General features: G+C 72.7%; 13 protein-coding genes. 8 read left to right on the forward strand and 5 right to left on the reverse strand.

Features of this window, described 5'->3' with window-relative positions; translation table 11 throughout:
* Window positions 1–14 precede the first annotated feature (14 nt).
* From AB0O21_RS04270 to AB0O21_RS04280, 3 genes are read right to left on the reverse strand one after another with little or no spacing between them, the layout of a single operon-like run.
* A complete protein-coding gene (locus tag AB0O21_RS04270) occupies window positions 15–1,229 on the reverse strand; it encodes a hypothetical protein (protein ID WP_365165986.1) in 1,215 nt (404 codons plus the stop codon).
* The gene (locus AB0O21_RS04275; protein ID WP_365165989.1) at window positions 1,226–2,995 is read right to left on the reverse strand and encodes a lipopolysaccharide biosynthesis protein; all 1,770 of its coding nucleotides are present in this window, start codon (window positions 2,993–2,995) and stop codon (window positions 1,226–1,228) included. Before AB0O21_RS04275 ends, AB0O21_RS04270 begins: the two co-directional genes overlap by 4 nt.
* Entirely contained in the window at window positions 2,992–4,197 is a 1,206-nt protein-coding gene (locus AB0O21_RS04280; RefSeq protein WP_365166387.1) for a glycosyltransferase, read from the reverse strand. Before AB0O21_RS04280 ends, AB0O21_RS04275 begins: the two co-directional genes overlap by 4 nt.
* A gap of 171 nt (window positions 4,198–4,368) precedes the next feature.
* Between AB0O21_RS04280 and AB0O21_RS04285 the strand changes: the two genes are divergently transcribed.
* Complete coding sequence (locus AB0O21_RS04285; protein ID WP_365165991.1) at window positions 4,369–4,866, forward strand: adenylyltransferase/cytidyltransferase family protein; 498 nt, start codon at window positions 4,369–4,371, stop codon at window positions 4,864–4,866.
* Here AB0O21_RS04285 and AB0O21_RS04290 read toward each other — a convergent pair.
* Entirely contained in the window at window positions 4,847–5,569 is a 723-nt protein-coding gene (locus AB0O21_RS04290) for a CDP-alcohol phosphatidyltransferase family protein (protein WP_365165993.1), read from the reverse strand. The two genes, AB0O21_RS04285 and AB0O21_RS04290, sit on opposite strands and share 20 nt — an antisense overlap.
* 119 nt (window positions 5,570–5,688) lie before the next feature.
* Here AB0O21_RS04290 and AB0O21_RS04295 point away from each other — a divergent pair, with 119 nt between their 5' ends.
* Window positions 5,689–6,078: a hypothetical protein gene (locus AB0O21_RS04295; protein WP_365165995.1), complete on the forward strand. Its 390-nt coding sequence runs from the start codon at window positions 5,689–5,691 to the stop codon at window positions 6,076–6,078.
* 5 nt (window positions 6,079–6,083) lie between these two features.
* Here AB0O21_RS04295 and glgX read toward each other — a convergent pair whose 3' ends face one another.
* Window positions 6,084–8,360, reverse strand: coding sequence for a glycogen debranching protein GlgX (gene glgX, locus AB0O21_RS04300; protein ID WP_365166390.1), 2,277 nt, complete (start codon window positions 8,358–8,360; stop codon window positions 6,084–6,086).
* 212 nt (window positions 8,361–8,572) lie between these two features.
* Between glgX and AB0O21_RS04305 the strand changes: the two genes are divergently transcribed.
* The 6 genes from AB0O21_RS04305 to AB0O21_RS04330 all read left to right on the forward strand — a co-directional run bounded on the left by AB0O21_RS04305 (window position 8,573) and on the right by AB0O21_RS04330 (window position 14,724).
* Window positions 8,573–9,793 (forward strand): Ig-like domain-containing protein, encoded by a 1,221-nt coding sequence (locus AB0O21_RS04305; protein WP_365166392.1) that lies wholly within the window; start codon window positions 8,573–8,575, stop codon window positions 9,791–9,793.
* Window positions 9,794–9,929: 136 nt separating this feature from the next.
* Complete coding sequence (locus AB0O21_RS04310; RefSeq protein ID WP_365165998.1) at window positions 9,930–10,715, forward strand: SpaA isopeptide-forming pilin-related protein; 786 nt, start codon at window positions 9,930–9,932, stop codon at window positions 10,713–10,715.
* Window positions 10,716–10,852: 137 nt separating this feature from the next.
* Window positions 10,853–11,725 (forward strand): L,D-transpeptidase, encoded by an 873-nt coding sequence (locus AB0O21_RS04315; protein ID WP_365166000.1) that lies wholly within the window; start codon window positions 10,853–10,855, stop codon window positions 11,723–11,725.
* Between the two features lie 161 nt (window positions 11,726–11,886).
* Window positions 11,887–13,110, forward strand: a complete 1,224-nt coding sequence (locus AB0O21_RS04320; RefSeq protein WP_365166395.1) for an Ig-like domain-containing protein — start codon at window positions 11,887–11,889, stop codon at window positions 13,108–13,110.
* A gap of 85 nt (window positions 13,111–13,195) precedes the next feature.
* Window positions 13,196–13,963, forward strand: coding sequence for an enoyl-CoA hydratase-related protein (locus AB0O21_RS04325; RefSeq protein ID WP_365166003.1), 768 nt, complete (start codon window positions 13,196–13,198; stop codon window positions 13,961–13,963).
* A 248-nt stretch (window positions 13,964–14,211) separates the two neighbouring features.
* Entirely contained in the window at window positions 14,212–14,724 is a 513-nt protein-coding gene (locus AB0O21_RS04330) for an ATP-binding protein (RefSeq protein ID WP_365166005.1), read from the forward strand.
* Window positions 14,725–15,070 lie beyond the last annotated feature (346 nt).

The following is a 15,070-nucleotide window of genomic DNA, read 5'->3' on the forward strand; positions in this document are numbered from 1 at the left end:
CCCGAGAGGAACGACTAGGCCGCGGGGGCGAGCTCGGGCGCGGGTGTTCGGAGTCGGCCCACGCGCAGCCAGCCCGCCGTCGCCTTCGCCGCCGAGCCGCCCGCCAGGCCCCACGCGGCGCCCGCCACGCCCCACAGCGCGTAGCCGCCCAGCAGCAGCCCCACCGCCAGCAGGGAGTACACCACCTGCAGCGACAGCGTGGCCTTCGGGGCGAGCACCCGCAGGGTGAGCAGCGCGCAGGTGCCCAGCCCCATCACGGCGTACTGGGTCCCGGTGGCGGGCAGCAGCGCGGACGCCGCCGACCAGGTGTCGCCGAGCAGGGCGCGGCCCGCCCGGTCGGGGAGCGCGTACAGCACGGCGCCCCAGCCCGCGCCGACCGCGGCCAGCCCCAGGCCGAGCAGGGCCGTCACCCGGACGGTGGCCCGCTTGCCGCGCAGCCGCCCCAGGACCGGCGGGGCGAACGCGGTCGCGGAGTTGAACAGCACGTTCAGCGGCCCGAAGAGGGTGGTCGCGCCCCGGAGCGCACCCACGGAGAGGGGGGTCGCGAGGACTCCCAGGCCCAGGACGGCGAGCTGGCCGGCGCCGTTGCCCACCGCGAACTCGACCACGAACCGCTGCCCCAGGTGCCCGCGCCGCAGGTACGGACGCAGGTCCGCGCGCACGCCCCGTACGTACGGCCGCAGCAGGAACAGCCCGAGCGCCAGCGCCGGCAGCGCCGACACCCCCCACACCAGCACCAGCCGCCCCGCCGTAGCCCCGTCGGGCTGCCCGGCCAGCGCAGCGACCACGCACACCAGTCGCAGTGCGTCGGCGGCCAGCGCCCGCTCGGGCGTGCGCAGCGCGGAGAAGCAGTACCGCAGCCCGTCCTGCAGGAGCACCAGCGGCAGTACGAGGCCCAGCGCGAGGAAGGCCCGACCGGTGGCCCCGGGCAGCGCGAGGCCCAGCAGCGCGAGCACCGCGCCCGCGGCGGCCGACGCGGCCCCGGTGAAGCCGGCGGCCGACCGGCAGACCGCGCCGAGTCCCTCGCCCTTCTCCAGGACGAGGCTCTGGCCGACGTAGGCCATGTTCAGTCCGAGGAGCACGCTGAAGGTCACGTACACCATGGAGAAGTCGGCGAAGGAGGCCGCCGAGGACAGCCGGGCCGCCAGCACCAGCACCAGGATGTTCGTGGCGCTGGAGGCCGCCTGGTCCAGGACCGACGCGATCGCCGCGAGGCCGCGCCGGCTCACCGCCGGCCCGGGCGGACGGTGCGCAGGGCGACCGTGTCCGTCCCGTCGCCCGGGACGTGCTGCTCGTCGACCTCGTCGACCTCGTCGACCTCGTCGACCTCGTACGCGAGCGGCTGCGGCTGCGGCGCGGCGGGCGCGGGGCGTTCGGCGACCGCGGACCCGCCGCGGTCCTTGCTCCGGCCCCGCTTCTCGCCGGGCAGCGGCGCGTGCAGCACCGCGCCCAGCACGGTCCCGCCGGCGCCGCTGATGAGCTCGCGGATCCGGGCCAGGTCGGAGCGGTGCACCGCGCGCGGGTCGCAGACGACCAGGACCCCGTCGACGCGGTCGACGAGGGCGAGGGCGTCGGCGTAGGAGAGCACGGGCGGCGCGAGCACGACGACGGTGGAGTTGGGGGAGTCGGCCTCGGAGATCAGCCGGGTGGCGCGCGGGGAGGTCAGCGAGCGGGCGACGTTGCGGACCGGCCGGCCCGGGATCAGGTCGAACGCGCCGGACTCCCCGGCGTCGACGACCAGTTGGCGCCCGTCGGGCCACTCGGTGTCCCCGTGCTGCGCGGGCCGCTGCCCGGCGGCCGGGCCGCCCTGCGGCCGGCTCCAGCGGGGCCGGTCGCCCGCGTCGGTGGGCAGCTGGCTGGCCAGTACCGGGGTGCGCAGGTCGGCCTCGATGAGGAGTACGTCCTTGCCGGTCTCCGCGAAGGAGGCGGCGAGGTTCACGGCCGCCGCGGCGGCGATCTCGCTGCTGCCGCGCGGGGCGACGACGAGGAGGCGCCGCCGGTCGGCGAAGCGCGCGTCGTAGGCGAGCCGGAAGGCCACCGAGCGGTACTCCTCGGCGAGCCGCGGATCGGCCTCGCCGGCCGCGAGGATCGGCCCGCCGCCGGTCTTGTCCCGCGGCAGGTAGCCGAGTACGGGCGCCCGCAGGGCCCGGGCCACGTCGCCCTCGGAGCGCGGCGCCGGGTCGAAGACGAGCCGGACCCAGGCGGCCAGCAGGCCGAGCGCGAGGCCCACGGCCGCGCCGAGCGCGAGGGACATCGCGATGCCGAGGCCGTCGGCCCCGGACGGCGGGGTCGCGGCGCTGGTGACCCGGCCCGGGGTCATGTCGAGGGCCTGGAGCTTGGTGATGTTGCCGTTGAGGGTGTTGACCTTGCTCTGCAGGTCGGTCTTGGAGGAGTAGGCCGCGTCACGGGCGGGACCCGCCGGCATCGAGTTGATCTGCCTGACGAGGTCGTCGAGCTGCTTGGCGACCGGGTCGCGCTGGTCCTGGTAGCCCTTGACCATCTTGTCGCGTGTCGCGTCGAGGGACTCCTGCCGCTTGAGCAGGTACGCCTCCGTCATGACGTTGGCCCGCTTGGCGGCCTCCTGCGGCGAGGAGGCGGTGTAGGTGAAGCGGAGCACCATCGTCTGCGGCGGGTTGGTCACCTGCAGGCCGCTGCGCAGCGCGGCGAAACCGGAGGCCGGGACGCCGAGCTTCTTCGCCGCCTCGTCGGCCGTGGAGGAGCTGAGCGCGACCTGGCGCTCGGAGCCGATGTTGATCGCCTTGTCGGGGGCCAGGCTCGGGTTGAACGGGTCGTCGGTGGGCGCGCGGAGCACCACGTCGGCGGTCGCGACGTAGGTGTCGGCCGTGGAGACACCGAGGTAGACGCCGCCCAGCAGCCCGACCCCGATGCCGGCGCCGATGAGCCGGCGGTAGCGCAGGAGTTGACGGAACTGGTCCCGCAGGAGGTCGGGTTCGTCCTCGGCCGGGGCCGCTGCGGGGCGGTTCGTCTCGATCACGGCCTGGGCCCCCCAAGTGCTTCGTCCATCAGTGCGTCGATCCGGGCCAGGCCCGCTTCGCGGCTCAGGTGGGCAGCCACGTGGCGCGGTCCGGCCGCTCCCATCGCGTCCGCGCCGTCGGGGTCCTCGGCCAGGATCCGTACGGCCTTCAGCAGGGCCCCGGGGTCCTCCGGCGGTACGAGCACCCCCGCGCCCGAGCGTTCCACTTCCTGGGCCGTTCCGCCCTCGGCCGCCACCGAGGCGACGACGGGCCGGCCGGCCTGGAAGTAGGAGGTGAGTTTCGACGGCACGCTCATGTCCAGTACGGAGGCGTGCTGCGTGACCGCGAGCACGTCCGCCGCCGCGAGGATATCGGGGAACTCGCCGTCGGCGGCAGGGGGAATGATGTCGAGGTTCGGGACGTCGGCCGCGAGGCCGGCGAGCGCCGACCGCTGGCTGCCGTCGCCCATCAGCACGAAGCGGACCTCCGGATCCAGGCGGGCGGCGCCCACGAGGACTTCGAGCCCCTGCTTGAGCCCCATGTTCCCGGAGTGCAGGACGACGGTCTGGCCGGGTGCCCAGCCCAGGTGGTGGCGGGTCTCGGCGCGCGGCCTGGTCGGCTTCGCCACGTGGGACCAGTTGGGGACCAGGCGGATCTTCTCCGGGTCCACGCCCATGCCGACGACGCGGTCCACGAAGGTCTCGTGGATGACGCCGACGAGCGCGGCCCGCTTGAGGGCGTACGCCTCGGCGCGGCCCGCGATCACGGCGGCCTTCTCGCCGCCGCTGATCCCGCTCTGCTCGGCGGCGGCGCCCATCAGGTCCTGGACGACCGGAACGTACGGGACCTTCCAGCGGGCCGCGAGCCGGGCGGCGAGCACCCCGCCGGCCAGGCTGGGCATCTGGGCGAGGACCGCGTCGGGTCTCGGCATCCGGGGCGGGGCGACGGCCCCGTGCAGCAGAATCGATCCTTCGAACAGGGCCCGCTTCACGGCGGTCTGACGGGGCGGCACGGTGTGCGCGCGCCGGTGCACGATGACCCCCGCGCGCCGTTCCGTGCGCCGCAGCGCCCCCTTGTACTCCGGCTCGACCGACCAGGCCGGGTAGTGCGGCATGCCCGCCAACACGTGTGTCTCGTGGCCGAGATCCGCCCAGTGCTCCGCGATCTGGGTGGCGTACGGCCCGATCCCCGCGTGCTCGGGAGCGTAATTCGTGGAAACCAGCAGGAGGCGCCGGTTGCCGGATCGCGACACTGAACGTCCCTTCCACCCCTGGATGATGCGCAGGCCACCCTATTCGTTCACCCGCGTGGTACGGAACGTGCACGCTATTGTCTGCTGATCCGACCGTGCCGGGGGGCGCGGTCCTGGGGCTAACAGATGACGGAGCGGGACATGTCGGACTTTGGCGAGCCCGCGCGGGGGAACGCGCGGCCCTATCGGGTCGGTTACGCGCCGGGTGCCTACGACCTCTTCCACATAGGCCACCTCAACATCCTTCGGCACGCCCGCAGCCGGTGTGACTACCTGGTGGCCGGAGTGGTCTCCGACGAAATGGCCGAACTCGCCAAGGGGCGGCGGCCGATGATCCCCCTCGTCGAGCGGCTGGAGATCGTCCGCAGCGTCAAGTACGTGGACGCCGCCTTCGTCGAGACCGTGCCGGACAAGGTGGAGACCTGGAAGCAGGTCCGCTTCGACGTCATCTTCAAGGGCGACGACTGGCGGGGCACCCCCAAGGGCGACAAGCTCGAGCAGGACTTCGCCGTGCACGGCGTCGACGTCGTCTACTTCCCGTACACGGTGCACACGTCCAGCACCCAGCTGCGCCGGGCCCTGGACGCGCTCGCCGAAACCCCCGCGGTCCCGGGGCAGTTCACCGCCGAACTGCGCTGAGCTCCCGGAACCACTTCGCGAGGAACGCCGCCAGGAACAGCGCGGCGACCGCGCCGAACACCGCGTACGCGCAAGCGAACAGCCGCCCGCCGCCGAGCAGCAGGAACACCAGGCAGAACACCCCGTAGTCCACGGGCAGCAGGGCCACCGCGCGCAGCGCCGACGGCTGCCCGGCGGGGCTGCCCGGAGCCGGCGCGGCCTTGAGCTTCTCGGTCAGCAGCCCGCCGAAGTACGTGACCACCGCGGCGAGTTGGAAGCCCAGCGGCACCAGCAGCCACCCGGCCGAGCCGGTTCCGTACGCCTCGGGGAAGCGGTAGAAGGCGACCAGTACGCAGCTGTGCAGAGCGGTGAGCTTCGCGCAGTCCACGACGTGGTCGAGCCACTCGCCCGCCGCGCTGCCGCCCCCGCGCAGCCGCGCCAGCTGGCCGTCGGCGGAGTCGAAGGCGAAGCCGAGGGCGAGGGCGGCCCAGACGGCGATCCCCAGCCCCCACGAGGGGGCGGCCACGGCGACCAGGGCCACGGCGGCGAAGCTGAGGGCGGCGCTGATCAGCGTCACCTGGTTCGGGGTGAGCCCGAGCGCGTACGACCCGGCTGCCAGGTACCGCCCGACGGGCCGGTTGACGAACCGGGAGTAGAGCGACACCCCCTTCGCCGACTTCTGCGCCCCGCGCAGCTCTCGCAGCGCGGTTCCGACTCTGCCCATCCGGAAGCCCCCTCGTGACGATGTCGAACACATCATCGCAGGGGCGGCCGACGGGAATGTCCGGGCCTGCGGTGGGACAATCGGACCGGGTGAAGCGGAGGTCCGTCGTAGGAGTCCGCATGACGCGAGGTGAGCCCCGCCGCATGGCGGAGACGGCTGTCGTGATCGGCGCGAGCATGGCGGGATTGTGCGCCGCCCGCGTCCTGTCGGAGCGCTTCGACCGGGCGGTGGACCGCGGCTTCGGCCGCCGCTACTTCCGCGCCGCCGCCCACACGGTGGCCGCCCCGTGGTCCATCGCCGTCGGCGGCGACTTCGCCTACGCCGGCACCACGGGCCCCAAGCCGCCGGGAACCGACCTGCTGAACAGGTACATGGAACGCGTCATCCGCGCCGCCCGGCACGACGGTACGGTCAACATCCGCTTCAGCGAGGTCGTCGGCCTCGTCCGCCGCCCCGAGTCGCTCCTCACCCCGGCGTTCCTCCTGCGCGTGCTGCGCTCCGCGCGCTGAGCCCGTCAGGTCGCCACCCGCAGCAGCAGCACCGCGCGGGCGGGGACGGTCACCGTCTCCCCGCCCCGGTGGCGGGTGGCCGGGGGAGCGGCCTGGTCCTCGCGGGAGGTGTCCAGGACCACCTCGTAGTGCTCCGCCCACGGCGCCCCCGGCAGGACCCAGGCCAGCGGCCGGTCCCCGGTGTGCAGCAGGACCAGGAAGCTGTCGTCCGTGACCTGCCGGCCGCGCTCGTCCCGGCCCGGGATGTCCCGCCCCGACAGGTACATGCCCAGCGCGGCGGCCGGCGCGTACCAGTCCCGCTCCGTCATCTCCACCCCCGCCGGGGTGAACCAGGCCAGGTCCCGCAGCCCGTCCGCGCCCTGCGGCCGCCCCGAGAAGAAGGCCCGCCGCCGCAGCACCGGATGGGCGTGGCGCAGGGAGATCAGCCGGGAGGCCAGGGCGAACAGCGACTGCCAGGCCGGATCCGACAGCAGCGACCAGTCCACCCAGCCCGTCTCGTTGTCCTGGCAGTACGCGTTGTTGTTGCCGCCCTGCGTGCGCCCGAACTCGTCCCCCGCCACCAGCATCGGCACCCCCGTGGACAGCAGCAGGGTGGTGAGGAGGTTGCGCAGCTGGCGCCGGCGCAGCACGCCGATCCGGGGGTCGACGCCCTCGGGGGGCTCGCCCTCCACCCCGCAGTTCCACGAGCGGTTGTCGTTGGTCCCGTCCCGGCCCGCCTCCCCGTTCGCCTCGTTGTGCTTGCGCTCGTACGACACCAGGTCGCGCAGGGTGAAACCGTCGTGCGCGGTGATGAAGTTGACCGAGGCGTACGGGCGTCGCCCGCCCCACGCGTACAGGTCGCTCGACCCCGACAGCCGGTACCCCAGATCCCGTACGTCGGGCAGCGCGCCCCGCCAGAAGTCCCGGACGGCGTCGCGGTAGCGGTCGTTCCACTCCGTCCACAGCGGCGGGAACGCGCCCACCTGGTAGCCGCCCGAGCCCACGTCCCACGGCTCGGCGATCAGCTTCACCCGCCGCAGCACCGGGTCCTGCGCGATCACCGCCAGGAACGGGGACAGCATGTCCACGTCGTGCATCGACCGGGCCAGCGCGGCCGCCAGGTCGAAGCGGAAGCCGTCCACCCCCATCTCCGTGACCCAGTAGCGCAGGGAGTCCGTGATCAGCCGCAGCACGTGCGGCCGCCCGGCGTGCAGGGTGTTCCCGCAGCCCGTGTAGTCGGAGTACCGCCGCTGGTCGGACTGGAGCCGGTAGTAGCCCCGGTTGTCGATCCCGCGCAGCGACAGCGTCGGACCCAGCTCGCCCGCCTCCGCCGTGTGGTTGTAGACCACGTCGAGGATGACCTCGATCCCGGCCGCGTGCAGGGCCCGCACCATCCGCTTGAACTCCCCGACCTGCTGGCCGGCCGTCCCGCTCGACGAGTACCCGGCGTGCGGGGCGAAGTAGCCGATGGAGTTGTAGCCCCAGTAGTTGCGCAGGCCGCGCCGCAGCAGGTGGTCCTCGTGCGCGAACTGGTGCACCGGCAGCAGCTCCACCGCCGTCACTCCGAGCCGCGTCAGGTGCTCGACCGCCGCCGGATGGGCGAGCCCCGCGTACGTGCCGCGCAGCTCCTCGGGAACACCCGGATGGCGCATCGTGAAGCCGCGCACGTGCAGCTCGTAGATCACCGAATCGGCCCAGGGGGTCTTGGGCCGGACGTCGTCCGCCCAGTCGTCGTCATCGTGGACGACCACCCCCTTCGGGACGTACGGCGCCGAGTCGCGGTCGTCGCGGACGGTGTCCGCGATGTACTGCTGCGGCCAGTCGCGGACGTGCCCGTACACCTCCGGCGGCAGCCTGAAGTCCCCGTCGACGGCCCGCGCGTACGGGTCCAGGAGCAGCTTCGCCGGGTTGTACCGGGCGCCCGTCCACGGGTCCCAGCGGCCGTGCACCCGGAACCCGTACCGCTGCCCGGGGCGCACCCCGGGCACGAAGCCGTGCCAGATCTCGTGCGTGAGCTCGGTGAGCGCGCACCGCGTCTCCGCCCCCTCGGCGTCGAAGAGGCACACCTCCACCGCCTCCGCGCCCTGTGCCCACAGCGCGAAGTTGGTCCCCGCCGTCCCGTCCGGACCGTGGTGGAACCGGGCCCCCAGCGGATGCGAGGACCCGGGCCACACCGGTGGCCCCGGGCGCCCGGACGCCCTTAACACCTGCCCCCTGACCAGGCCGTTCGGATGGATCTCGGCGCCGTCGACCTGCGGTACGGGCGCGGCCGGGCCGCTCCGCACCGCCGGTACGGCGTCCATGACGGCTTCCACCGCCTCTTGCTCGGCTGCGCTCGACACTGCCCGCCTCCACGGCTCCTGGGTACCGGCGGGGGTCCGGCCCCGGCGTCCCGGCCTGGGCCCGCCCCCGTCTGGTCCTTCACACTGTTCTGCCCGGACTGCCGTACCCGGAACGTCCGCCGCGCTCACGTTTCCCCCGGAGGGGCCCGGTCGTTGGAGGGATCGTGACACTTCTGACGAGGCGGGCAGGGGCGGGCTTGGCCGCCGTGGCGGCATGGGCGGGCCTCCTCGGCGGCCTGACCGGATGCACCGGGGACGGCCGGTCCCCGGTCGAGATCGCGCTGCCGGGCAAACCCCGCTCGCCGGACGAGGCCATCCGCATCACCCCCGAGGACAACGCCAAGGAGGTCCCGGCCGAAGGGCGGCTCATGGTCACCGTGCCCGAGGGCCGGCTGGAGCGGGTCGTGGTCACCAAGGTGGAGGACGCCCAGGAGGAACAGGTCCCCGGCACCATCGCCGAGGACGGGCTCAGCTGGAGCCCCGACCCGGCGGCCGGCCGGCTCGCGCTCGCGGCCAAGTACACCGTCGACGCCGTCGCCCTCGACGGGCACGACCGCCGCCAGGCCCGGCACACCACCTTCACCACCTACGTCCCCGAGGAACGGTTCATCGGCTACTTCAAGCCCGAGAACCGCTCCACCGTGGGCACCGGCATGATCGTCTCCTTCAACTTCAACCGGGCCATCGAGCGCAAGGTCGACGTGGAGCGGGCCATCACCATCACCTCCGACCCGGCGGTGGAGGTCGTGGGCCACTGGTTCGGCAAGGAACGGCTCGACTTCCGGCCCAAGGAGTACTGGAAGCCCGGCACCCGGGTCACCGTGAAGCTGAACCTGCGCGACATCGAGGGCGCGCCCGGCTCGTACGGCATCCAGGACAAGACCGTCACCTTCACCGTGGGCCGCTCCCAGATCTCCACCGTGGACGCGGCCGCGCACACCATGGAGGTGCGCCGGAGCGGGCAGCTGCTCTCCACCGTGCCGATCAGCGCCGGAGCGCCCAAGACCACCACCTACAACGGGAAGATGGTGGTGATGGAGATGTTCGACGTCACCCGCATGAACGGCCAGACCGTCGGCTTCGGCGGCGAGTACGACATCCCCGACGTCCCGCACGCCATGCGCCTCACCTCCTCCGGGACCTTCCTGCACGGGAACTACTGGCTCAGCCCCGACACCTTCGGCTCCAGCAACATGAGCCACGGCTGCGTGGGCCTGCGCGACGACCGGGGCGGCGGCTCGGACACCCCCGCGGGCTGGTTCTTCGACCGGACCCTGGTCGGGGACGTCGTGGAGGTCGTGAACTCGCAGGACAAGACGGTGGCCCCGGACAACGGCCTGGGCGGCTGGAACATGTCCTGGGCGGACTGGGTGGCCGGCTCCGCCATCGCGTGAGCCGTGCGCCCGCCCCGAACCCGGACGGGTGATTCGTGTGATCGGAATGCCGTAGCGGCCGAGTGTCCTCCCGCACTCCCGTACGAGGTTCCGCGCAGCCTGGGCAGCGGATCGGCCGGGCTACGGACGGAGTGTCATGGCACGCAGGACTCCCAGGGCGAGGGCGTGGTCGCTCGCCCTCGCCGCCGTCGCGGTGCTCGCCGCGGCGCCGCCGGCCGACACGGCCAGGGTGGTGCTGCGGCAGACGGACCTGGACACCGGCGCGCCCCTGCGCGGCGCCCGGTTCGAGCTGTGGCGGGAGGCCAACGGGCGGCCCGGGCTGCAGACCGCCGGCGCGGGCGCCGACGCGCTGCGCGGCAGCGGCTGCGTGACCGACGCCAAGGGCACCTGCACGGCCGCGCCGCCGGTCGGGGAGACGTACTACTGGCGGCAGACCTCCGCCGCCCCCGGCTACGCGCTGCTCCCGGACCCGGTCACCCCCTTCGACCTGGAGCAGGACGATCTCCCGGAGGGCATCGTCCTGGGCGTCCCGCAGCGCAGGAAGGGCGCGGTGCACCACGGCTCGATCCGGATCCTGAACAAGGACGCCAAGACCGGCCGACCACTGCGCGGCGTGGTGTTCGAGGTCTGGAAGGAGACCAACGGCGTCAAGGGGCTCCAGGACCACGGACTGTCCGCCGACCAGCAGACCGGCGGCCCCGGCCGCGCGTCCGACGGCAACGGCGCCTGCGACTTCCACGGGCTCTCCGACGGCTCGTACTACCGGGTCGAACGGGACGGCCCGGAGGGATACGTCCTGCCGGACCGCCCGGTGACCGGACCCGTGCGCCTGGACGGCGGGACCCCGGGCCGCCGGCTCGTCTTCACGCACCGGCACGCGCGCGACTACTACGGCAAGCTGCCCGGCAGACGGGCCCGCTGAGCCGGTGGAGTGACGCGTTCACCCCGCAGGCCCATCCCCGAGCGCCCTCCAGCCGCCCGGTCGGGTTGGCTGGGAGGGAGGGAGGCCCGGCCGGCGGGCCCGAGGAGGCTCGGATGGCCCCAGGTCGGACGACAGCCGTGACAGCCCGAGCGGTCGCTCTCGCCGCCGTGCTGGCCCTGACGGGCGCGGTCCCCGGCTCCGCGCAGGCGGCGGCCGCCCCGGACCCGGCGCAGGCAGCCCCGGAACCGGCCCGGCCTCCGGGCCTGGTCCAGGTGCCGGCCCCGCTCCAGGTCCCGGACCCGGCGCAGGCGGCGGCCCCGGAACCGGCGCAGGTCCCCGACCCGGCGCAGCCGCCGGAGCCGGCGTCCGCCGAGGCGCCCGCGCAGGCGCCCGCCGCGGGCCGGGAGCCGACCACCGCGTGCTGGTCGCTCACCGGCCCCTACCAGCGGGAGCTGGAGGCCCATCTGCGCCGGCCGGTCGACGGGGCGCAGTCCGTGGCGGACTGCCTCGCCATCCGCGCCTTCCAGTGGAAGAACGGGGTCGATCCCGCCGACGGCTACGCGGGCGTGGACACGTACCGCATGCTGCTCGTCGTGCAGGCCCGCCCGAACCCCAACGCCGAAGGCGACTGCCCGGTCCGCGATCACCGGGTGACCTGCGTGGACATGGACCGGCAGCTGCTCTGGGTGCAGCGCGGCAGCCGGATCGTCTTCCCCGTCGTCCCCATCCGCACCGGCCGGGACGGGGACGAGACGCGGCGCGGCTGGCACGAGATCTACTGGCGCAGCAAGGACCACAAGTCCACGCTGTACGACAACGCCCCCATGCCGTACGCCCAGTTCTTCGACGGGGGCCAGGCCATCCACGCCCGCGGCGACTACCTCTACGCCCACGGCGGCTCCGGCGGCTGCGTCAACCTCGCCGAGCCGGAGGCCGAGCGCCTGTGGGACCTGCTCACCGAGGGCGACGCCGTCTACGTCTGGGGCACCAAGCCGGGCACCGACGGCTGACCTACGGCTGACCTACGGCCACGGCCGGCCGGCCGCCGGTTCCGCTTCTTGGGACGGAACGGTGACACGACCGTTTCTCTTCGTGATCCCCCCGTGTGATTTCCTGTCGAGAAGCGCGCGACTGCCCGCGCGCGGGGGACATGGGGAGAACACGAGTGAACCTGCAGCCGATTCGCGGCCGCGTCCGCACCGGCCTGCCGGCCCTTCTGCTGGGGGCGGCCCTGCTGTTCACCACCGCGTGCAGCGGAGGCGGCGGCGGTAACGGCAGCGGCAGCGGCGGAGACAACGGCGGGGGCACCGGCGGCAAGACCGGTACCGAAGCCTCCAAGGCCGTCGTGAGCGTCAAGCCCGACGACGGGGCCAAGGAGGTCGCCACCAGCGGCGTCCTGAAGATCACCAGCGCCGGCGGCAAGCTCACCACGGTGACCGTCGCCGACACCAAGGGCAACGCGGTCGAGGGCAAGCTGTCCGAGGACGGCGCGAGTTGGGAGCCGGTCCGCCACCTCGCCTCGGCCACCGAGTACAAGGTGCACGCGGTCGCCAAGGACGAGGCCGGCCGGGAGTCGGCCAAGGACACCACGTTCACCACCCTCACCCCGCAGAACACCTTCATCGGCCACTACACCCCCGAGGACGGCTCGACCGTCGGCGTGGGCATGCCGGTGTCGATCAACTTCACCCGCGGCATCACCAACACCGAGGCCGTCGAGAAGGCCATCACGGTCACGGCCGAGCCGGCCGTCCCCGTCGAGGGCCACTGGTTCGGCAACGACCGCCTCGACTTCCGCCCCGAGAAGTACTGGGCGGCCGGCACCACGGTCACGGTGAGGCTCGCCCTCGACGGAGTCGAAGGACGCCCCGGGGTCTACGGCAAGCAGACCCGCACGGTCACCTTCAAGATCGGCCGCTCGCAGGTCTCCACGGTCGACGCGGGCGAGAAGACCATGGAAGTCGTCCGCGACGGCCAGGTGATCAAGAACCTCCCGATCACCGCGGGAGCCCCGGCGACGACCACCTACAACGGGCAGATGGTCATCAGCGAGAAGTACAAGGTGACCCGGATGAACGGCGCGACCGTCGGCTTCGGCGGCGAGTACGACATCTCCGACGTCCCGCACGCGATGCGGCTGTCGAACTCGGGCACCTTCGTCCACGGCAACTACTGGGCCTCCTCCAGCACCTTCGGCTCCGAGAACGTCAGCCACGGCTGCGTCGGCCTGAAGGACGTGCGCGGCGCCGGCGACGACAAGCAGCCCGCGGCCTGGTTCTTCAACGAGTCCCTGATCGGCGACGTGGTCGTCGTGAAGAACTCCAAGGACAAGCAGATCGCCCCGGACAACGGCCTCAACGGCTGGAACATGGACTGGGCGGAGTGGATCAAGTAAGCCCCGCCCGTACGTAGTCGGTGGCCCGGTGCTGTGACCCACAGCACCGGGCCACTTCGCGTTAACCGGCGCTAACCTGGCCGCTATGACCATCTCTCTCGAAGTCTCCGAAGGCGTCGGCACCATCCGCCTGGACCGGCCGCCCATGAACGCCCTGGACATCGCCACCCAGGACCGGCTGCGCGAGCTCGCGGTGGAGGCCACCGACCGGGCGGACGTCCGCGCGGTCATCCTCTACGGCGGCGAGAAGGTGTTCGCTGCGGGCGCGGACATCAAGGAGATGCAGGTGATGGACCACGCGGCGATGGTCGCCCGGTCCCGCGGCCTGCAGGACGCCTTCACCGCGGTGGCCCGCATCCCCAAGCCCGTCGTCGCGGCCGTCACCGGCTACGCGCTGGGCGGCGGTTGCGAGCTTGCGCTGTGCGCCGACTACCGGATCGCCGCCGACAACGCGAAGCTGGGCCAGCCCGAGATCCTGCTCGGCCTGATCCCGGGCGCGGGCGGCACCCAGCGGCTCTCCCGGCTGGTCGGCCCGTCCAAGGCCAAGGACCTCATCTTCACCGGCCGCATGGTCAAGGCCGACGAGGCGCTCGCGCTGGGCCTGGTGGACCGGGTCGTGCCCGCCGCCGAGGTGTACGAGCAGGCGCACGCCTGGGCCGCCAAGCTGGCCCAGGGTCCGGCGCTCGCGCTGCGTGCCGCCAAGGAGTGCGTGGACGCGGGCCTGGAGGCCGACATCGACACGGGGCTCACCATCGAACGCAACTGGTTCGCGGGGCTGTTCGCCACCGAGGACCGCGAGCGCGGCATGCGCAGCTTCGTCGAAGAGGGCCCGGGCAAGGCGAAGTTCGTCTGAGCCGCCCGTTTTCGACGGCTCCTCCCTGGGGGTGGATTAGCCAGGCCTTAAGGCAACCTTAAGAAGAAACGGTGATCCACTCACGGTGATCGCTCCCGTGCGGTGCGTAACGGCAGGTCAGGGCGGGTTTCTTGGCCCTCCGCATGCCTCCCGCATATGACAGGACACCCCCTTGGATTCGTTGAATCCGGGGGGTGTTTTCCTGTGGAACGGCCCGGAGGGGCGGTGCGGCCGTCCATGATGGGTGCATGGCGGGCCTGGAGGGTGTGGAACAGCCGCGGCAGCGCAGTGGCGCTTCGGCCGTGCGGCTCACGGCGGCTCTTGAGGACGAACAGGGCCTCAAAGCGCTGGAGAAGTACGGGAATCCCGCCGAGGCTGAAGTGACGCTGCCGTCCATGCCGGAGTCGGCGAGCACGGCTCGCCGGCTCACCCAGTGCGTGGTGATCCGCCTCTGGGGCCTCTCGCCGCAGACCGCCGAGCACGCCGTCCTGCTGGTCTCCGAGCTCGTCGGCAACGCGGTCCGGCACACCGGGGCCCGCTCCTTCGGCTTACGCATGCTGCGCCGGCGCGGCTGGATCCGCGTCGAGGTGCGCGATCCCTCGCGCGGGCTGCCTTGCCTGATGCCGGTCCACGAGCTGGACACCACCGGCCGGGGCCTGTTCCTCGTCGACAAGCTCTCCGACCGCTGGGGCGCCGACCTGCTGCCCCGCGGCAAGATCACCTGGTTCGAGATGCGGGTCGCCGACCGCCAGAACGCCTGAAGCCCCCGGTTCGCCGTGGTGGGGCGCTGCGGGGGCTTCATGAAGGTGCCGAGGATCGAAGGGGGTGTGATCCTCGGCGTGGCGACTTCGCTCGGGTCAATGGGAAGTCGTGGATCCGACTATGGCAGACGAGGGCTCAAACGCCAAAAGTCCTTACTCGGACATAAGTGTGCAAATCGGAAGACTTTCGCGTTAAATCCTAGGTGAGGTGGGCCACTCACCTCTCATTCGATGAATAACTATCGAACGATGCGTGTAAATCGTTGCCCGGATAGCGAACGGAGGCCTCCTGGGGTCTCTTCCGGCGAACGTCCCGAATTGGGTCAATCATTACCTTCCGGGCCAT

This window comes from Streptomyces sp. NPDC091371 (assembly GCF_040684275.1).
Taxonomy (GTDB): Bacteria; Actinomycetota; Actinomycetes; order Streptomycetales; family Streptomycetaceae; genus Streptomyces.

Excerpts from the sequence above, each read along its gene's own strand:
- AB0O21_RS04285 (WP_365165991.1), top strand. The coding sequence starts at position 4,369 with ATGTCGGACTTTGGCGAGCCCGCGCGGGGGAACGCGCGGCCCTATCGG.
- AB0O21_RS04325 (WP_365166003.1), top strand. The coding sequence starts at position 13,196 with ATGACCATCTCTCTCGAAGTCTCCGAAGGCGTCGGCACCATCCGCCTG.
- glgX (WP_365166390.1), bottom strand. The coding sequence starts at position 8,360 with ATGGACGCCGTACCGGCGGTGCGGAGCGGCCCGGCCGCGCCCGTACCG.
- AB0O21_RS04290 (WP_365165993.1), bottom strand. The coding sequence starts at position 5,569 with ATGGGCAGAGTCGGAACCGCGCTGCGAGAGCTGCGCGGGGCGCAGAAG.
- AB0O21_RS04310 (WP_365165998.1), top strand. The coding sequence starts at position 9,930 with ATGGCACGCAGGACTCCCAGGGCGAGGGCGTGGTCGCTCGCCCTCGCC.
- AB0O21_RS04330 (WP_365166005.1), top strand. The coding sequence starts at position 14,212 with ATGGCGGGCCTGGAGGGTGTGGAACAGCCGCGGCAGCGCAGTGGCGCT.
- AB0O21_RS04295 (WP_365165995.1), top strand. The coding sequence starts at position 5,689 with ATGACGCGAGGTGAGCCCCGCCGCATGGCGGAGACGGCTGTCGTGATC.